17 protein-coding genes are annotated in these 18,253 nt (G+C 71.2%); 1 reads left to right on the forward strand and 16 read right to left on the reverse strand.

Translation table 11 applies throughout. From position 1 onward, the window contains the following. Window positions 1-95 precede the first annotated feature (95 nt). Window positions 96-791 (forward strand): LON peptidase substrate-binding domain-containing protein, encoded by a 696-nt coding sequence (locus tag J5X75_RS06705; protein WP_208466397.1) that lies wholly within the window; start codon window positions 96-98, stop codon window positions 789-791. Between the two features lie 250 nt (window positions 792-1,041). Here J5X75_RS06705 and J5X75_RS06710 read toward each other — a convergent pair whose 3' ends face one another. The 16 genes from J5X75_RS06710 to murC all read right to left on the reverse strand — a co-directional run bounded on the left by J5X75_RS06710 (window position 1,042) and on the right by murC (window position 18,244). Further along, the gene (locus J5X75_RS06710) at window positions 1,042-1,842 is read right to left on the reverse strand and encodes a DUF2567 domain-containing protein (protein ID WP_307797957.1); all 801 of its coding nucleotides are present in this window, start codon (window positions 1,840-1,842) and stop codon (window positions 1,042-1,044) included. A gap of 30 nt (window positions 1,843-1,872) precedes the next feature. After that, a complete protein-coding gene (gene dnaE / locus J5X75_RS06715) occupies window positions 1,873-5,409 on the reverse strand; it encodes a DNA polymerase III subunit alpha (protein WP_208466398.1) in 3,537 nt (1,178 codons plus the stop codon). Window positions 5,410-5,469: 60 nt separating this feature from the next. Continuing rightward, window positions 5,470-7,026, reverse strand: coding sequence for an AAA family ATPase (locus J5X75_RS06720; RefSeq protein ID WP_208466399.1), 1,557 nt, complete (start codon window positions 7,024-7,026; stop codon window positions 5,470-5,472). Between the two features lie 179 nt (window positions 7,027-7,205). After that, on the reverse strand, window positions 7,206-8,213 hold the full coding sequence (locus J5X75_RS06725; protein ID WP_208466400.1) for a hypothetical protein: 1,008 nt from the start codon (window positions 8,211-8,213) through the stop codon (window positions 7,206-7,208). A 17-nt stretch (window positions 8,214-8,230) separates the two neighbouring features. Then, complete coding sequence (locus J5X75_RS06730; protein WP_238487482.1) at window positions 8,231-9,115, reverse strand: RluA family pseudouridine synthase; 885 nt, start codon at window positions 9,113-9,115, stop codon at window positions 8,231-8,233. Between the two features lie 41 nt (window positions 9,116-9,156). After that, on the reverse strand, window positions 9,157-9,729 hold the full coding sequence (gene lspA, locus J5X75_RS06735) for a signal peptidase II (protein WP_372450850.1): 573 nt from the start codon (window positions 9,727-9,729) through the stop codon (window positions 9,157-9,159). Beyond that, window positions 9,726-10,148, reverse strand: a complete 423-nt coding sequence (locus tag J5X75_RS06740; protein WP_208466403.1) for a TraR/DksA family transcriptional regulator — start codon at window positions 10,146-10,148, stop codon at window positions 9,726-9,728. The genes lspA and J5X75_RS06740 overlap by 4 nt, the downstream gene beginning before the upstream one ends. A 307-nt stretch (window positions 10,149-10,455) precedes the next feature. Beyond that, a complete protein-coding gene (locus J5X75_RS06745) occupies window positions 10,456-10,734 on the reverse strand; it encodes a DUF167 domain-containing protein (protein WP_307797958.1) in 279 nt (92 codons plus the stop codon). Window positions 10,735-10,754: 20 nt separating this feature from the next. Next, entirely contained in the window at window positions 10,755-11,552 is a 798-nt protein-coding gene (locus J5X75_RS06750) for a hypothetical protein (protein ID WP_208466405.1), read from the reverse strand. Window positions 11,553-11,584: 32 nt separating this feature from the next. Continuing rightward, the gene (locus J5X75_RS06755) at window positions 11,585-12,397 is read right to left on the reverse strand and encodes a DivIVA domain-containing protein (protein WP_208466406.1); all 813 of its coding nucleotides are present in this window, start codon (window positions 12,395-12,397) and stop codon (window positions 11,585-11,587) included. A 43-nt stretch (window positions 12,398-12,440) separates the two neighbouring features. Further along, a complete protein-coding gene (locus tag J5X75_RS06760; RefSeq protein WP_183217422.1) occupies window positions 12,441-12,746 on the reverse strand; it encodes a YggT family protein in 306 nt (101 codons plus the stop codon). A 42-nt stretch (window positions 12,747-12,788) separates the two neighbouring features. Then, window positions 12,789-13,580 (reverse strand): cell division protein SepF, encoded by a 792-nt coding sequence (locus J5X75_RS06765; protein WP_208466407.1) that lies wholly within the window; start codon window positions 13,578-13,580, stop codon window positions 12,789-12,791. Between the two features lie 293 nt (window positions 13,581-13,873). Further along, window positions 13,874-14,581 carry a YggS family pyridoxal phosphate-dependent enzyme gene (locus J5X75_RS06770; protein WP_208466408.1) on the reverse strand — a complete coding sequence of 236 codons (708 nt, stop codon included), beginning with the start codon at window positions 14,579-14,581 and terminating at the stop codon, window positions 13,874-13,876. A gap of 37 nt (window positions 14,582-14,618) precedes the next feature. Further along, entirely contained in the window at window positions 14,619-15,743 is a 1,125-nt protein-coding gene (gene ftsZ / locus J5X75_RS06775; RefSeq protein WP_208466409.1) for a cell division protein FtsZ, read from the reverse strand. Window positions 15,744-16,037: 294 nt separating this feature from the next. Further along, window positions 16,038-16,802: a cell division protein FtsQ/DivIB gene (locus J5X75_RS06780; protein ID WP_307797959.1), complete on the reverse strand. Its 765-nt coding sequence runs from the start codon at window positions 16,800-16,802 to the stop codon at window positions 16,038-16,040. 5 nt (window positions 16,803-16,807) lie between these two features. Then, the gene (gene murC / locus J5X75_RS06785; protein ID WP_208466410.1) at window positions 16,808-18,244 is read right to left on the reverse strand and encodes a UDP-N-acetylmuramate--L-alanine ligase; all 1,437 of its coding nucleotides are present in this window, start codon (window positions 18,242-18,244) and stop codon (window positions 16,808-16,810) included. Window positions 18,245-18,253: the final 9 nt, after the last annotated feature.

Here is an 18,253-nt window from a genome sequence, read left to right on the forward strand (position 1 = left end):
CGGGGTTTCCCGCGGCGACTCCCCAGGCCCAGGCGTTGAGACACCCGCACGCCGCGGCGGGTTGACCATGGTCGGGCGGGGACTAGGCTGAACGCGTGAGCGATCGGCTGCCGGTCTTCCCGCTGAGCACGGTGCTCTTCCCCGGTCTGGTCTTGCCCCTGCACATCTTCGAGGAGCGATACCGCACCCTCGTGCGCGAGCTGGTGGCCGCGTCGGAGGAGACACCGCACGAGTTCGGCGTGGTCACCCTCCGCCACGGCAGCGAGGTCGCCGAGGACGGCGACTCCCCCCAGACGCCGGTCACCGCCACCGACGTCTACGAGGTCGGCTGCACCGCCGAGCTACGCCACGTCACCGAGCTTCCGGACGGCCGCTTCGACATCATGACCGTCGGCCGCCGCCGGTTCACCGTCCTCAGCGTCGAGCAGGGCGCCGAACCCTATCTGACCGCCCACGTCCGCTGGCTCCCCGACGAGGAGCAGCCGAGCGACACCGCCACGCTGCTGGCCCCGCGGGTGCTCACCGCGTTCCGCGCGTACCTCGAGTTGCTGCGCCCCAACAGCGAGACCCTCGAGCAGGTGCCCGACGACGCGACCGTCCTCTCCCACCTGGTCGCCGCCACCGCCCAGCTCACCGTCGACGAGCGCCAGATGCTGCTGGCGATGCCGGACACCGCCAGCCGCCTGCGCGCCGAGCTGCGCATACTCAACCGCGAGGCCGGTCTGCTGGCGCGGGTCCGGGCCGTCCCGGTCCCACTCTCCGACCTGGCCCGGCCGGCAAGCCCCAACTGACCTCTCTTGTACGGGCTACGCCAACCCGCCGTACCAGACCCGCGAGCCCTTGCCGGGTACCGACCGTGCCGCGCCCGCCGGGCGTGAGTGGTCGGCTGGCCTCAAAGCTGTCCCCGCCCCCGAACAGCCCTATGAGCCACCCGCAGAATCCAGCCGGCCCAGAGCCGTCACACGGCGCGTGAAACAGCCCTCAGGGCCGGCCGTCCACGCCGCGTGAGGCGGCTCTCAGGGCCGGCCGTGATGGATCCGGTCAGGCGGGAGGGTGCGGCTCCCGGTGGGGATGCTCGCCGCCGTCGGTGATCCGTTCGCCCGGCGCGGTGCCGTTGGCCGCCGCCGATTCGGGATCGGCCACCAGTTCGTACCCGGGCGCCGCGGCGTCGTGGCCGTCCACAGAGGGCGGCTCGTAGGCGTGGTTCGGCCCCCACCCGGGCTGCGCGCCCGGATGGTCCAGGTCGGGGTCGTTGGACCACCCGGCCAGCAGGGTGAGCAGGATCGCCGCCACGAAGGCCGGGATCAGGGTCGGCCCGAGCGACTGCACCTCCGGCGGCGCGAGGTAGGTCGCGCCGAGCTGCGCGGTCGCCTTCCACTCCTCGTACGCGCCGCGCCCGAGCAGCTCGCCGACCGAGGGCGCCACCCAGTGGCCAGCCACCAGGGTGCCGACGACCACCCCGCCGAGGAGGTACGGACCCCGGTCCCGCCGCAGGATCAGCCACGCCGCGAGCGTGACGAGCACCCCGAAGCCCAGCCCGAGCAGGGTCATCCAGCCGTCGGCCGCGACGTACCGCTCGGACATGTCGTAGGCCTGCGCCTTCCCGGCGCCGGTGAGGACCACCGGAACGGTGGGGGTGAGCCACGCCCAGAGCAGCCCGAGGAGCACCCCGAGCACCGCGATCGTCCCGGCGGCGCCGGCCGCGACGGCCAGCGACCGCCGCCACGGGCGCCGGCTGCCCTCGTTCAGCCGCCACATCTGCTGCCAGGCCGCGACGGGCCGCGACTCGGCCTCCGGTGTGGATGGTCGGGACGGCCCGGCCGGCTGTTCACTCGGGTACACCTTGCGATCCTTCCAGATCAGCCGGCACGGTCAGGCGACGGCCGACGGACCGAGGATCATCTTGAGGTCGGCGCGCAGGGCCGGCGTCGCCGCGACCCGCACCCCGCCCAGCCGCATGATCGTGGTCCGGCTGCCGTTCTGGAGATGGACGTGCACCTCGGTGTCGCCCGGGTGGCTCACCAGGATCTCCTTGAGTTCGTCGACCAGCGGTGGCGTGCACCGGGTGATCGGCATCGTCAGGGTGACCGGCTTGGTGTCCGGGTTGTGGGTGATGTCCGGGATCGACATGTCCATCGCCATGATCCGGGCGGCGCCGTCACGGCGTTCGATCCGGCCCTTGACCACCACGATGGCGTCCTCGGCGATGTACTGGCCGACCAGCTCGTACGTGTTCGGGAAGAACAGCGCCTCGACGCCACCGGCCAGGTCCTCCAGCGTGGCCGACGCCCATGACCGGCCCTGCTTGGTGATCCGCCGCTGGACTCCGGTGAGGATGCCGGCGAGCGTGACGACCTGGCCGTCCGGGACCGAGCCCTCCTCGTTGAGCGCCGCGATGCTGGTGTCCGCCGAGTTCTGCAGCAGGACCTCGAGCCCGGCGAGCGGGTGGTCGGAGACATACAGCCCCAGCATCTCCCGCTCGAAGGCCAGCTTGTCCCGCTTGTCCCACTCGCTGTCGCCGATCGGGGGCATGGTGACCGCGGCCGACCCACCGGCGCCGGCGTCGTCGCCGAACGCGCCGAACAGGTCGAACTGCCCGGCCGCCTCGTTGCGCTTGACGTCGGCGTAGGCGTCGATGGCCTCGGCGTGCACGGCGAGCAGGCTCTTGCGGCTGTGCCCCATCGAGTCGAAGGCGCCGGCCTTGATCAGGGACTCGATGGTCCGCTTGTTGCAGGCCACCGCGTCGACCTTGGACAGGAAGTCGTAGAAGTCGCCGTACTCGCCCTTCTCCTTGCGGCAGCGGACGATCGCCTCGACCACGTTGGCGCCGACGTTGCGGACCGCGCCGAGACCGAACCGGATGTCGGTGCCGACCGGGGTGAACGGCCCGGCGGACTGGTTGACGTCCGGCGGCAGGACCTGGATGCCCATGCGGCGGCACTCCGCCAGGTACATGGCCATCTTGTCCTTGTCGTCGCCGACGCTGGTCAGCAGACCGGCCATGTACTCGGCCGGGTAGTGCGCCTTGAGGTAGGCCGTCCAGTAGGAGACCAGCCCGTATGCCGCGGAGTGCGCCTTGTTGAACGCGTAGCCGGCGAACGGGACCAGGACGTCCCACACGGCCTGGATCGCCTCGTCGGAGTAGCCGTGCTCGCGGCACCCGTCCCGGAAGGGACCGAACTCCTTGTCGAGGATCTCCTTCTTCTTCTTACCCATGGCCCGGCGGAGCAGGTCGGCCTGGCCGAGGCTGTAGCCGGCCAGGATCTGCGCGGCGCGCTGCACCTGCTCCTGGTAGACGATCAGGCCGTAGGTGGGCTCCAGGATCTCCCGCAGCGGCTCCTCCAGCTCCGGGTGGATCGGGGTGATCTCCTGGAGCTTGTTCTTGCGGAGCGCGTAGTTGGTGTGCGAGTCGACACCCATCGGGCCGGGCCGGTAGAGGGCCAGGACGGCGGAGATGTCCTCGAAGTTGTCCGGCTTCATCAGCCGCAGCAGGGACCGCATCGGGCCGCCGTCGAGCTGGAACACGCCCAGCGTGTCACCGCGGGCGAGCAGCTCGTACGCCTTCGGGTCGTCCAGTTGCAGACCCAGCAGATCGAGTTTCTGGCCGTGGTTGAGCTCGATGTTCTTGTTGGCGTCGTCGATGATCGTGAGGTTCCGCAGGCCGAGGAAGTCCATCTTCAGCAGGCCGAGCGTCTCGCAGGTCGGGTAGTCGAACTGCGTGATGATCGCCCCGTCGGCGTCCCGGCGGGACAGCGGGATGTGGTCGATGATCGGCTCGGCGCTCATGATGACGCCGGCGGCGTGCACACCGGTCTGCCGGATCAGGCCCTCGATGCCCTGCGCGGTGTCGATGACCTTCTTGACGTCCGGGTCGGTCTCGTAGAGCCCGCGGACCTCACCGGCCTCGTTGTACCGCTTGTCGTCCTTGTTGAAGATGCCGCCGAGGGTGATGCCCTTGCCCATGACGTCCGGCGGCATCGCCTTGGTGATCTTGTCGCCGACCGCGAACGGGTAGCCCAGCACCCGGGCCGAGTCCTTGATCGCGGCCTTCGCCTTGATCGTGCCGAAGGTGGCGATCTGCGCGACCTTGTCCTCGCCCCACTTCTCCGTCACATACCGGATGACCTCGCCGCGCCGGCGCTCGTCGAAGTCGATGTCGACATCGGGCATCGAGATGCGCTCGGGGTTGAGGAACCGCTCGAAGATCAGGCCGTGCGGGATCGGGTCGAGGTCGGTGATGCCCATCGCGTACGCGATCAGGGAGCCCGCCGCCGAGCCACGGCCCGGGCCGACCGCGATGCCGTTGTTCTTCGCCCACTGGATGAAGTCGGCGACGACGAGGAAGTACGCCGGGAAGCCCATCTCGATGATGACGCCGAGTTCGTACTCCGCCTGCTTGACGTGCGACTCGGGGATGCCGCCGGGGAACCGCCCCCGGAGGCCCTCGAAGGCGACGTGGCGGAAGTACTCCGGCTCGGTGAACCCGTCCGGGATGGGGAACCGGGGCATCAGGTTCTTGAACGTGAACATCCCGTCGATGTCCACCTTCTCGGCCACCAGCAGGGTGTTGCGGCAGCCCTCCTGCCAGGCCTCGGACGAGTCGACGGCGCGCATCTGGTCGGGCGACTTCACGAAGTAGCCGGAGCCGTCGAACCGGAACCGGTTGGGGTCGGCGACGTTGCTGCCGGTCTGCACGCAGAGCAGCACGTCGTGCGCGGCGGCCTGCGCCTCGTGGGTGTAGTGGGAGTCGTTGGTGACCAGCGGCGGGATGTTGAGCTTCCGGCCGATCTCCAGCAGGCCGTCCCGGACCCGCTTCTCGATCGACAGCCCGTGGTCCATGATCTCGAGGAAGTAGTAGTCCTTGCCGAGCGCCTCCTGGTAGCGCGCGGCGGACTTGAGCGCCTCGTCGAAATGGCCGAGCCGCAGCCGGGTCTGCACGATGCCGGACGGGCAGCCGGTGGTGCCCATGATGCCCTCGGCGTGCTCCGCGATGATGTCGAAGTCCATCCGCGGGTACTTGCCGAGCTGGCCCTCGATGGAGGCCCGCGAGTTGAGCCGGAAGAGGTTCTTCAGACCGACCGCGTTGCGCGCCCACATGGTCATATGCGTATACGCACCGTTACCGGAGACGTCGTCCGACTTCTGCTCGGGACGGCCCCACTTGATGCGCTTCTTGTCCAGCCGGGACTCCGGCGCGACATAGGCCTCGACACCGATGACCGGCGTCACACCGGCGTCTTTGGCCTGCTTGTAGAAGTCATACGCCCCGTGCATGTTGCCGTGGTCGGTGATCGCCGCGGCCGGCATGCCGAGCCGCTTCGCCTCCGCGAGGAGTTCCTTGATCCGGGCCGCCCCGTCGAGCATTGAATACTCTGTGTGCACGTGAAGGTGCACGAACGAGTCAGACACCCGGAACCCCCTCTTCCCCGAACGGTGCCGTGAAGCCTAGCCCCGCCGTACGACAGAAACCTACTCCGCGAAGGGCTCCAGCATGGTCGACGCCGCGCGGAGCCAGGCCTGCCTGGTCTCCTGTTGCAGGTCGCCGTACTCGATCGAGGATCCGACCTCCAGGGCCGGGTCGTAGGGCACCACGGCGACCGCGCGGGTCCGCGTGGCGAAGTGCTTCTTGAAGTCCTCCAGCAGCGGCAGATGACCCGCCGAGGGGCAGGAGATGAGCGTCACGGCGTTGGACACCATGTCGCCCATCCCGCTCTCCTCGAGCACGTCGAGCATCCAGTCGGCGGTGAAGGCGGCGTCCTCCCGGGGCACCGTGGTGATCACCAGCTGGTCGGCCGAGCGCATCACGGTCTGCCAGTTGACGCTCTCCACGTTGTTGCCGGTGTCGACGCAGATCACGTCGTGGGTGCGGCGCAGCAGGTCCATCACCCGCCGCACGGTGGCCTGGTCCAGCCGCTGGGCGAACCGTGGGTTCTCCTCGCCGGCCAGCACGTCGTAGGAGCCGTCCGAGGCGTGCCGCAGATAGGCGTCCAGCTCCTGGAGCAGCGCGTCGCCGTGCAGGCTCTCGATCCGCATGAGGTCGGCGAGCAGGTGCTTTATGGTCCGGGCGTGCCGGGCGCTGCCGGCCCGCAGGCCCAGGGTGCCGCGCAGCTCGTTGTCGTCCCAGGCGAGCACGCCACGGCCGCGGACGCTGCCGATGGTGGCCGCGGCGAGCACGGTCGCGGTGGTCTTGTGCACCCCGCCCTTCGGGTTGGCGAACGCCAGCACCCGGGGTTTGCCCAGTTTGCGCCGCATGATCGAGACGGCGCGGTCCATGCCGTCCTCGGTGCGGCTCTGCCGCCACTCGATCCGGGCGGCGGCGGGCGCCGGCGAGACCGGCGACGGCTGAGCGGCCGGTGCCCGGACCGGCGCGGGCGGGGCGGCGGGCGCCCGGACCGGCGCGGCCGGCGGCGGGGACGCCTGCGGGGGTACGGGCGGCGGCGCGACCGGGGCCTGGGGGTACGCGGCGGCCGACGCCCCGTACGCACCGGCGGGCGGGGCGTAGCCGTTGGCCGGCGGGGGCTGGTAACCGTTACCGGGCGGCGGGTAGCCGTTCTGCTGGGGGTAGCCGGTGGGTGCGCCGTACTCTCGCGCGGGCGGCGCGGCCGGCGGCTGGGGCGGCTGCTGCGGGGTGCGCGGCGCCGGCTCGAAGAAGCTGTGCTGCTCCTGCTCGCGGCCACGCTGCCAGCGCGGGTCGAGCGGGTTGATCGGCCGCTGCGGGACGGCGCGCTGCGGGTCGGCCGGCGGCTCCGGGGCACGGCGCTCGAACCCGCCGGGCTGCGGCTGAGCCTGCTGCCGGCCGTCGAACGCGGCCTGCCGCGGGTCCAGCGGGTTGAACGGCCGGCGCTCGACCGCGGCCGAGCCACGGCTCGGCTGCTGCTGGTTCCACTGCTGCGGGGGCGTCTCCGGCTGCTGCGGAGCCTCTTCCGGCTCCTCGCTGCGGCCACCATGCCGAGCCCGGTCGAGCAGCGCCCGCCAGCGCGGGGCTGGTTCCGCAGGCCGGCCCCAGCCGGTCTCGGTCCCGTCCACGGCTCGTCCTTTCTGCGCCTACCCGATCATTCACGGCGATGGTCTCGCCCCTGACAGGCTACGGAGGAGAACCCTATTCGGGCCACCGGCCGAGCGCCCATCCCCCGGTCGTTCTTGATCACATGACGGAACCCCGGTCGTGCACGTGCATCCACCCGAACGTTGCGCGGACGGAAAACCTAACGGCCGGAATCGCCGGTGGATGCTCCCGGTGACACATCCGGACCACCATGAGCAGGACTCGCGTCCGACGCCGAGGGTACGGCAACCGGATCCTCGGAAGGCAGTACGGCCGCGGGCGGCGTACGGCCTGAACTTTCCGGTGAGGCGGATGTCACATGGACCCCGATCGACGACGGTAACGGTCCGGTGGCGTCCGGGGCAACGGCGGGATTCCCGGATGGCGTGGCCGACGGCGCCGGGACCACCGGCACCGCCTCCCGTTCCTCGGGCCGCGGCGGCCGGAACTCGGTCCGGTCCAGCCGGCGCACCTCGGGAGCCGGGTCCACCACCCGCACCCCGGGCCGGTCCGCGATCCCGCCGAGCGCGGCCGGGGTGCCGCGCACCACCGCCGCGAACACGCACTCGCATCCGGCCCGGTAGGCCGAGGCCTCCTCGGCGGCGATCCGGGCGGCGCTCTCGTAGGCCGCCCGCAACCGCATCTCGTTGCGCCCCTCACCGGTCAGCGCCCGGCCGAGCCGCTGATAGTCGGCGCGCTCGCGTTCCCGGGAGACGGCCGCCGCGTTCATCCCGGCGGTCACGTCATCGGGCAGCCGGTAGACCGGGATCCGGTTCACCGCGGTCCGCGAGCCGGTCAGCGGCACCCGCGTGTACACCTGCGCCACCTGCGCCCCGGACAGCAGATCGGCCAGCCCGGCGGGCGCCGCGTAGCGCCGGAAGGCCACCAGCGCCCAGGTGTCCCCGGCGACCGCGGCGGACGGGTCGGTGAGCCGCGCCAGCTCGTCGCGGGACGCCGCCAGGTAGCCACCCACCGACTGGCCCTCGACCACGCCGACGCGCAGCACCTCACCGGGGTCGGTGCCGGCCGGTGGCTCCCGGTCGGCCCAGAACACCGCGAGCACCAGCGCGACGATAGCCGCCAGCGCCGCTCCGGTCATGATCTGCAACCGGAGCGAGGCGCCCCCGAACCGGACGAGGACTGCCCGCATGCGGTGCGCGCGGTCCACGGCGATGCTCCCGACGGTCAGCCGGCGTCCTGGAGGACGTCCAGCGCGTATTTCAGGTCAGCAGGGTAGTCGCTGACGAAGCGGACCTCATCGTGCGTACGGGGGTGTGCGAACGCCAGCTCCCGTGCATGCAGCCACTGCCGGTCCAGTTTGAGGCGGGCCGCCAGGGTCGGATCGGCCCCGTACGTCAGGTCGCCCACACACGGGTGCCGCATCGCCGAGAAGTGCACCCGGATCTGATGCGTCCGCCCGGTCTCCAGCCGCACGTCCACCAGGCTGGCCGAGCGGAAGGCCTCGACCGTGTCGTAGTGGGTGACGCTCGGCTTGCCACCGGACATGACGGCGAACTTGTAGTCGGCCGTCGGGTGCCGGTCGATCGGGGCGTCGATGGTGCCCCGCAGCGGGTCGAGGTGCCCCTGGACCACCGCGTGGTACCGCTTCTCCACCTCGCGCTCCTTGAAGGCGCGTTTCAGGACGCTGTACGCCGTCTCGCTCTTGGCCACCACCATGAGGCCGGTGGTGCCCACGTCGAGCCGGTGCACGATGCCCTGCCGCTCGGCGGCTCCGCTGGTCGCGACGTTCTGCCCCATCGCGGCCAGGCCGCTGACCACGGTCGGGCCGGTCCAGCCGGGGCTCGGGTGGGCGGCCACGCCGACCGGCTTGTCCACCACCACGATGTCGTCGTCGCTGTAGATGATGCCGAGGCCGTGCACCGGCTCGGCGACCATCGCGGGCGCGGCCACCGGGGACGGCAGGGTCACCTCCAGCCAGGAGCCGGCGACCACCTTCTCCGACTTGGGCCGGGGCACGCCGTCGACCAGCGCGTCACCGGCCTCCACGAGGGTGGCCGCGGCCGTGCGGGAGAGCCCGAAGAGCCGGGAGACGGCCTGGTCCAGCCGCATCCCGTGGAGCCCGTCCGGGACCGGAAGGGAACGCTGCCCGCTCACGCCTTCTCCTCCGTCTGGGTGCCCGCCACCGGCTTCTCCTTGGTGATCCGGCTGCCGTCACGCTGGCGGCCGGTCAGTTCCAGCAGCACGGCGAGGCAGACCCCGACGGTGAGGCAGCTGTCGGCGATGTTGAAGACCGCGAACCTCTCCCCGTACGGAGCGAAGACGCTGATCATGTCGACCACGTGACCCTGGAACGGGCCGGGCGCACGGAACAGGCGGTCGGTCAGGTTGCCCAGGGCGCCGCCCAGCACCAGGCCGAGCGACACCGCCCACGGCACCGAGCGCAGCTTCGTGGCGAGCCACACGATCACCCCGACGACGACCAGGGTGATCAGCGGGAAGACCCAGGTGTATCCGCTGCCGAAGCTGAACGCCGCTCCGCTGTTGCGCAGCAGCGACAGGTAGATCAGGCCACCGAAGAGGCGAACCGGCTCGTGGGGATCCAGGTTCTCGGTGGAGAGGTGCTTGACCCACTGGTCGACCGCCACGGCGACCGCCGTGGTGACGGCCAGGACGGCGACCGCGCGGGGTGCGAACCCCGGCGCGGCCTTTTCGTCGGCGTTCAGCGTCGTTCCTCCAACTGCTTGCACGAGACACAGAGGGTGGCGGAGGGGAACGCAGCCAGCCGCTCGACCGGGATCTGGGTGCCGCACCGCTCACACCAACCGTAGTTGCCCGACCCGAGGCGATCGATCGCACGTTCGACCTGTGTGATCCGCTCGAGCAGGTTGTTGGCCAGCGTGATCTCCTGCTCCCGCTCGAACGTCTTGGTGCCGGTGTCGGCCTGGTCGTCCCCGGCCGAGTCGGCGAGCCGCTCGCGCTGCAACTCGGTGATCTCACTGAGCGCCTGATCGTACTCGGCCTGCAGCTCGTCACGCCGCGCGACCAGCGCCGCCCGGATCTCCTCGGTCTCGGCGGCACTGCGGTTGCGCTCAGCGGCGGACGTACCGGTCGAACCGGGCCGGATGTCGGTTGCCTTGGCCATCGTCGCTCCCTCGGCCGCGCGTGGCGCGGCGGTCAGCTCTGCGGAACTCCGGCGGCGCCGGCTCGCCGGGCCGTGCCGTCTGTCCCCTTGTCTGGTCCCCGTGCCACCGCGACGGCCGCGGTAGATCTTGCCCCACCTGCACAAACGGCGCGGCTGACAGGGGCGGCCGCGCACTCGGTGAGGTTGGCAAGGATACGGAACGTGAAGTATCCCGACAACCCGGCGCGAATCGCGGAAACGACAAACGGCCACGAAGCGCGCACAGAGGCGTCGGATAACCGACGATACACCCACCGTGACGGAAAGATCACCTGTTGTCGTCGCGCAGATCGGCGAGCCGCCCCTCCCACTCCTCCGCCGGCGCCGTCACGGTGAAGACCTTGTCCCGGCTGGTCGCCCCGAGCCGCAGGGAGACCTCGGCGGCGCGCACGCCCAGTGCGGTCGCGAGCGCCCGGCGCACCGCCTCGGTGGCCTTGCCGTCCACCGCGGGCGCACCCACCGCGATGATCAGGGCCGGACCGTGCGGGCCCTCGTAACGGCCGCCCACCCGGGTCCGGCCGGCGCCGGGACGCACCCGCACCGGCACCGAGACACCGGCCGGGCCCCTCAACGCTGGTGGGCCACGGTGGCCACCAGCCGGTCCACCGGCCGGCAGAGACCACACGGGCTGAACCCCAGCTCGACCGCCTCGTTCACCGGCAGCGGCTCGGTCAGCCGGCCGACCAGATGCGGACAGTCCGCCATGTGGTAGCGAGGCCGGCCGTCCACCACCAGCACCTCGGTGTCGAACCGCGCGACCAGCACCGCGTCGGCCGGCCGCACCGACTGGGGCAGCGGCTCGTCGTCGGGGTCGTCGGCGTCCGGTTCGTCGAACTCGTCCGGTTGCTCCACAGCGGTCTCGGCCGGGGCCGGACGCCACGCCTGTTCGTCGGACTCCCCGGCGGGCGGGGGGACGTCCTCGGGATCCGGGGTGGAATCCGCCGCGGAGTCAGAATCGGCATAGTCTGCGGGAGCGGGCCCGGCGGGCTCCCCGACGTCACCCGGATGAGTGGCTCCCGCCGGCACGGCCTCGTCCACATCGGCCGGATCGGGCTCGTCATAGCTGCGGGATTCGCCTGCGGCGCCCACCGGCTCGGGGGCAGAATCGCTAGCGTTGGTGGCGGCGGAAGCCGGCGGCACCGGTTCGCCGAACTCGGGATCTCGGCGGACGGGGCGCGGCGGCACCGCGGAGGCGTCCCTGGCCGCTCGCCGGGTAGCGGCCTGCCGGGTCCCGATGACGAGAGCGACCGCGGCCAGCAGGCTGACCACGATCGAGGCTATGAGAAGGCTGCTCGAGCCGTTGACCAGCCCTAGCGCGAGAAACAGAACCGCGACGGGGATGAGCAGGAGACTAGCAACGATCATGGCTCATCCTCGTCGCGGTGCGGGGGGCTGTGTCAGCGACCCGATTCGATGGAGTTGGTCCGGCCGCCGTACGATCCGGCGAGACCGGCTGCGGCGAGACCGCCCGATCCACCCACGGCCCGGTTGGAGTCGGCGCGGGTCAGCTCGGCCTCGAGGCCCTGACCGCGGCCGTCCAGGTCGCGGAGCTGGCTCTCCAGGTACGCCTTGAGGCGGGTGCGGTACTCCCGCTCGAACTGCTTCAGCTCCTCGATGTGCTTCTGCAGCGCGGTCCGCTTCGCGTCCAGGCCGCCCATGGCCTCCTGGTGGCGCTGGCGAGCGTCGCGCTCGAGGGCGTCGGCCTTGGCCCGGGCCTCACGGGTGACCTCCTCCGCCTTGGAGCGGGCGTCGGAGAGAAGCTTGTCGGCCTCGCGGCGGGCGTCGGCCACGTGGTCGTCGGCGGTGCGCTGCGCCATCATCAGCACGCGCAGGGCCTGCTGCTCGCCGTCCGCGCCGGTGGCGCCGGCACCGGCGCCGGGGCCCTGCGCACGGACCTGCTCCAGCTCGGCCTGCATCTGCCGGGCGGCCTGCTCGGCCGCGGTCTTGTCACGCTGGACACGGTCCAGCTGCGCCTTCAGCTCGTTGAGCTCGGCCGCCAGGCGGGGGTCTGCCGCGGGACCGGCGGGAGCGCCGCCCCGGCCACCACGCTCGACCTGGGCACGAAGCTCGTTGTTCTCCTCGATCAGACGGGCGAGCTCGCGCTCCACCTCGTCCAGGAAGGCGTCGACCTCCTCCTCGTCATACCCCCGCTTGCCGATCGGGGGCTTCTTGAAGGCGACGTTATGAACGTCGGCCGGGGTCAGCGGCATCGAAACTCCTCGGGTCAGTCGCGGCCGCGGTTGGGGCTGCTGTCTAGCTGTATTGCACGATCAGTCTTGCCAATACGAAGTCCATGAGCACGAACAGGATAACCAGCAGCACGATGGAAGCCAGGTCCAAACTCACGTTACCAATGCGCAGCGGTGGGATCACACGCCTCAACGCGTTGAGGGGCGGATCCGTGACGCTCCACACGGCTTCGAGTGCGGCCGAGGCGCCCCGGCTGGGCTGCCAGCGCCGTCCGTACTGGAGCACCGCGCTCAGCACGAACCTGGCCAACAGCACCATGAAGAAGAGGTACAGCAATATGTAGAGGATCTGGAACACGATCGACAGCACGTCAGGCGGATCCCTCGTTCGGGTCAATCAATTCCGGGTCGATCAGCTCGGGGTGAAGAAGCCACCCTCGGCGATCTTCGCCTTGTCCTCCGCGGTGACCTGCACATTCGCCGGAGAGAGCAGGAAGACCCGGTTGGTCACGCGCTCGATCGTACCCCTCAGGCCGAAGGCCAGCCCGGCGGCGAAGTCGACCAGCCGGCGAGCGTCCGACTCATCCATCTCGGTCAGATTGATGATGACCGGGACGCCGTCACGGAAGTGCTCGCCGATGGTGCGCGCCTCCCGGTACGTGGTCGGGTGCAGCGTGGTGATCTGGTACCGCTGCTCCTCCTCGACCTGGCGCTGGCGAACCGGCTCCGGGTGCGCGGGCTGCGGCTTGAGGGCCAGGTTGTCCCGCGTGGAGTAGGTCAGGGCGCCGGACGGCTCGGGCGCGACCGACGGCCGGGTGATGGAGCGGACGCTCGCCCGATCGAGGCGCTCGCTCTCCTCCCGGTCCAGGTCGGCGCGCGACGAACGGTCCAGGTCCCCGCGGGACGGGCGGTCCAGATCGGCGCGGGACGAACGGTCGTGGTCACCGCGGGACGGACGGTCGAGGTCGGCGCGGGACGGGCGACGGTCGGACCGGGCCCGCGGAACGGCGCGCTCCTCCTCGTCCTCGTCCTCGGCGAACTCGTCCGAGTAGCGGTCGCTGGAGTAGCGGTCGGAGCGGTCGCGCTCACGCTCCCGCGAACGGTAGGAGCTCTCCCGGTAGTTGCGGTCGTCGTAACCGCGGTCGTCGTCCTCCTCGACGAGGCCGAGCCACACGCCCGCCTTGCGAAACGCGCCTCCGCTCATGACTGACCCCCCTCTCGGGAGTCAAGAGCCCAGGCCGGTGGCGGCATAAACTCCCTCCGGTCGTTCATGCCGCCACTCCCTGCCGAGAACCCATGGCCCCCACCTCCGTCCGCTGTTGCGGCCCGCGCCCCCTGGCGTGCCGCGTCCCCCCTCACGAGCCGAAACCCGGGTCCGATTCGGACCCACGACCCGTTGCGACGCCGCGTCGTCGGACGCACCGGCCGCGGTGTGGATCATGACCCGCGACAGGTCGCGTAAAACAACACCTGTGTAGTTTGCTGCCCGCGGCAAGGCTACCGCAGCGAGTTTCGCATCCCGAGTAAAGATGTACCGATCCGTACGTGTGTCGCCCCGTGCCGGACGGCGGCCTCCAGATCGCCGCTCATCCCCGCTGAGACGGTCGTCGCCCCGGGGTGTTCGGAGGCCATCCGGCCTGCGAGAACGGCCAGCCGGGCGAAGGCCGCGCCGGGGTCCTCGCCGAGCGGCGCGACGGCCATCACGCCGCCGAGCCGCAGGCCCGGGGACGAGGCCACCGCGTCGGATACCCGCCAGAGATCGTCTTCGGTCACGCCCCCGCGTGCCGGGTCGCCGTCCAGGCTCACCTGGACGAGCACCTCCAGCGGTGTCTCCCGCTCCACGGCCGCCTTCGCCAGGGCCGCGACCAGACGGACCGAGTCCACGGACTCGACCACGTCCGCGTACCCGGTCACTGATCTGACCTTGTTGCGTTGCAGCTGGCCGACGAAGTGCCAGCGCAGGTGCGCTCCCGCCGCGCTCACCTCGGCCGCCTTGGCGGCCGCCTCCTGATCGCGGTTCTCGCCGACGTCGGTGACGCCGAGCCCGGCGAGCAACAGGACGTCGCTCGCCGGGTAGGTCTTGGTCACCGCGGTCAGCGTGACCGCCCCGGGCGGCCTTCCGGCCGCCACGCAGGCACGCGCGATGCGCTCCCGCACCTGTTCGAGAGAGGCGGCGAGCTCAGCGCGCCGTCCGGGGTCGGTCAAGGTTCAACCTTCTTGGAGGTACGGGAGAGGGCGCGCTTCAGGAGCCGTTCTTCAGGAAGTCCGGCACGTCCACGTCGTCGAAGAGCACCCGGCTGCGCGGCGGCGGGGTGCTCGCCGGCGGCGGGGTGACCGGCGGCGGGACCGGCGGCAGCGAGGCTCCCCCCGGCGTCGGGGCCGGCACCTTGCGCGTCGGCTCGGCCGGCTTGTAGGCGGGCGAGCCGGCGTCGAAGCCGGCCGCGATCACGGTGACCCGCACCTCGTCGCCGAGGGCGTCGTCGATGACCGCGCCGAAGATGATGTTCGCGTCCGGGTGGGCCGCGTCGGTGACCAGCTGGGCCGCGTCGTTGATCTCGAAGAGGCCCAGGTCGGAGCCACCGGCGATGGAGAGCAGAACGCCGCGGGCGCCGTCCATGCTCTGCTCCAGCAGCGGGCTGGAGATCGCCTTCTCGGCCGCCTCGACCGCGCGGTTGTCACCGCGCGCGCTGCCGATGCCCATGAGCGCGCTGCCGGCGTTGCTCATCACGCTCTTGACGTCGGCGAAGTCCAGGTTGATCAGACCGGGGGTGGTGATCAGGTCGGTAATGCCCTGCACACCGGAGAGCAGCACCTGGTCGGCCTGACGGAACGCGTCCATCATGCTGATCCCGCGGTCGCCCAGGGCGAGCAGCCGGTCGTTCGGGATCACGATCAGGGTGTCGCACTGGTTGCGCAGCTCGTCGATGCCGGCCTCGGCCTGCACCTGGCGGCGCTTGCCCTCGAAGTTGAACGGGCGGGTCACCACGCCGATGGTGAGCGCACCCAGCTTGCGGGCGATGTTGGCGACCACGGGCGCGCCACCGGTTCCGGTGCCGCCGCCCTCGCCGCAGGTGACGAAGACCATGTCGGCGCCCTTGAGCACCTCCTCGATCTCGTCGCGGTGGTCCTCGGCGGCGTTCTTGCCGACCTCGGGCTGCGCGCCGGCGCCCAGGCCACGGGTCAGTTCCCGGCCGACGTCGAGCTTGACGTCGGCGTCGCTCATCAACAGGGCCTGTGCGTCCGTGTTGATGGCGATGAACTCCACGCCCTTGAGCCCAACCTCGATCATGCGGTTCACAGCGTTCACGCCGCCGCCGCCGATGCCGACGACCTTGATGACCGCAAGGTAGTTGTGTGGAGGTGTCATCGGGCTCAGCCATCCCTTCCAGGGTTGGCGGACGTCGAGGGCCCCTGCGGTCTTGGGAACCGCACTTCGACATCCGCTGCCGTACAAGGGAGGGCGAGGAAACCCTCACCCTCTACTAGAGGTTCAGAGTTATGTCAACCATTCGAACCTCTCGGGGCAACGTATGCGGACATGCGGCCTCAGCCAAAGACCCGGAGCGGCGTGTCGCGTCCGCTTACGTGGTGAGTATCCGACTGACCCGTAACCTTGAACCATTTATTGCGTTCGTGATGCTTTGTCCGTTTATCAGCATGCCTAGCGAATGGTCACCACCGACGGGGCACTCACGTCGATCTCGTCGCCCCTCTCCCGCAGCAGCGCGGTGGCCACGATGCTCTTCTGCTTGCTCGCGGTGTCGTCACCCCAGATGACCACCCGGCCCTTGCGCAGCTCCAGCCGGATCTGCACCGGCGAGGCCACCGAGATCGCCACCAGTTGCTCGCGCAGTTCGTCGCTGAGCGCGGCCAGCACGGTCAGCGCCGAGCCGGTGTTCTCGTCGTTGCGGCCCGGCGTCGCCACCCGGGCCAGCGGCAGGCCCTTCGGCGTGGCGACCGCACGGAACGGCACACCCTCGTCGTCGATCAGCAGGAACTGCTCCCCGGCCGGCACCGCGGCCACCGGGGTGCGCTCCACCAGCTGAATCTCCACGGTCGACGGCCAGCTGCGGGTGACCAGCACCCGGTCCACCGGGGCCAGACCGCGCACCGCGGCGGCCACCGCGTCCAGGTCGACCCGGGCCAGCGGGCGGTCCGGCTCCACCGCGGCGGCGGCCCGCACCTGCTCGGTGGTGAGCACCTGGGCGCCCACCACCCGGACCTCCCGCACCCCGAACAGCGAGGTGCCGTAGACCACCCAGGCCAGGCCACCGGCCAACAGCACGACGCCGGCCCCGGTCAGCCAGGGCATGGCGGCACGCAGGCGCCGCTCCCGGGCGCGGGCCATGAACCGCCGTGCCGACGGCGGCACGGCGTCGGTGTCCGCCCGGACCAGCCGCCAGTTGCGCGTGCCCCCGCCCGCCACCGGAACTACCGGGCCAGGTCCGGCTGCTGGTCCGCCTCGGCGAGCGCGGCCAGCAGTTCGTCGCCCATCAGCGAGATCGGCGGCGCGCCCATGGTCACCACCACGTCGCCCGGACGGCTGCGCCGGACCACCTCGGCCGGCACGTCCTGCCAGTCCGGCACGAAGACCTTGTGCTCGTCGGGCAGGTCGATCGCCGCGGTCAGCGCCCGGCCGCCCTCACCCGGGCCGCGGGTCTCGCCCGGACCGAACACCTCCATGCAGATCACCTCGTCGGCCACCTGGAGCCCGTCGGCCAGCTCGGCCTCCAGGTCCCGGGTCCGGTACACCCGGTACGGCTGGAACACCACGAGCAGGCGGCCGTCCCCGGCCACCTCCCGCAGCGTCCGGAGCGCGGCCTTCACCGAGGTCGGGTGGTACGCGTACTCGTCGTACACCCGCACGCCCGCCGCGATGCCCTTGCGCTCGAACCGCCGCCGGACCCCCGGGAACGACTCCAGCGCCTCGGCCACCTTGTCCAGCGGCAGTCCCAGCTTCAGGGCGGTGAGCACGGTGGCCGCGCTGTTCAGGCCCATGTGCGTGCCGGGCAGCGCCAGCTTGAACTCGCCGAGCGGCACACCGTCCAGCTCGGCGGAGTAGCGGACCCCGCTCACCGACGAGACGACGTCGAAGATCCGCAGGTCCGCGCCGGCCGACTCGCCGTACGTGTAGACGGTCTTCCCGGCCGCCTTCAGCCCGGCGATCAGCTCCTCGGTGCCCGGCCCGTCGGCGCAGGTCACCACGAACCCGTCGGCCAGCGAGCCGAACTCGAGGAACCCGGCCTTCAGCGTCTCCAGGTCACCCCAGTTGTTGAGGTGGTCGCCCTCGATGTTGGTGATGATCGCGACATGCGGCCGGTAGATGAGGAACGAGCGGTCGTGCTCGTCCGCCTCGGCCACGAAGTGCGGCCCGGTGCCGTGGTGCCCGTTCGACCCGGCGGCCGACATCTCGCCGCCGATCACGAACGACGGGTCGTGCCCGGCGTGCTGCAGGATCACCGTCATGATCGACGTGGTGGTGGTCTTGCCGTGGGTGCCGGCCACCGCGATGGTCTGCCGGTTGGTCATCGCCGCGGCCAGCGCCTCGGAGCGGTGCAGCACGCGCAGCCCGCGGCGGCGCGCCTCGACCAGCTCCACGTGGTCCCGCGGGATCGCGGTCGAGTAGACCACGGTGTCCACGCCGTCCAGGTTGGACGGCTCGTGTGCCATGTGCACCGTGCCGCCGAGCGCCCGCAGGGCGGCCAGGGCCGGCCACTCCCGCAGCTCGCTGCCGGAGACCGGCACGCCCCGGGTCAGCAGGAGCCGGGCCAGGCCGGCCATGCCGACACCGCCGATCCCGATCAGGTGCACGCTGCCCAGGTCCTCGGCGGTCATCTCACCGGCCGGCGTCAGCTCCGCCGTGTTCACAGTTCCACT

This window comes from Actinoplanes flavus, from assembly GCF_017592555.1.
GTDB classification, from domain to species: domain Bacteria; phylum Actinomycetota; class Actinomycetes; order Mycobacteriales; family Micromonosporaceae; genus Actinoplanes; species Actinoplanes flavus.